Genomic DNA, 389 nt, shown 5'->3' with positions numbered 1-389 from the left:
CTGGCGCCGCGTGACTTCGTGTCGCGTTCGATGGACCAGGAAATCAAGGAAGGCCGCGGCGTCGGTCCGAACAAGGACCACGTGCTGCTCGACCTGTCGCACATCGGCGCCGAGACGATCATGAAGCGTCTGCCGTCGATCCGAGAAATCGCGCTGAAGTTCGCGAACGTCGACGCGATCAAGGAACCGATCCCGGTCGTCCCGACGATCCACTACCAGATGGGCGGCATCCCGACCAACATCCACGGTCAGGTCGTCGGCACGTCGCGCGATCACAAGGAACCGGTCAACGGCTTCTACGCAGTGGGCGAATGCTCGTGCGTGTCCGTGCACGGCGCGAACCGCCTCGGCACGAACTCGCTGCTGGACCTCGTGGTGTTCGGCCGTGC

General features: G+C 64.3%; 1 protein-coding gene. It reads left to right on the top strand.

Annotation, left to right across the window (positions count from 1 at the left end; translation table 11 throughout):
* The coding region (locus DIE08_RS35325) for an FAD-binding protein (RefSeq protein WP_124906465.1) at nt 1-389 on the top strand (389 nt) is incomplete at both ends.

This window comes from Burkholderia sp. Bp9004, assembly GCF_003858025.1.
Lineage (GTDB): Bacteria > Pseudomonadota > Gammaproteobacteria > Burkholderiales > Burkholderiaceae > Burkholderia > Burkholderia diffusa.
The sequence above is the reverse complement of the archived record's forward strand: the minus strand, read 5'-3'. Positions and strand labels throughout refer to the sequence as shown.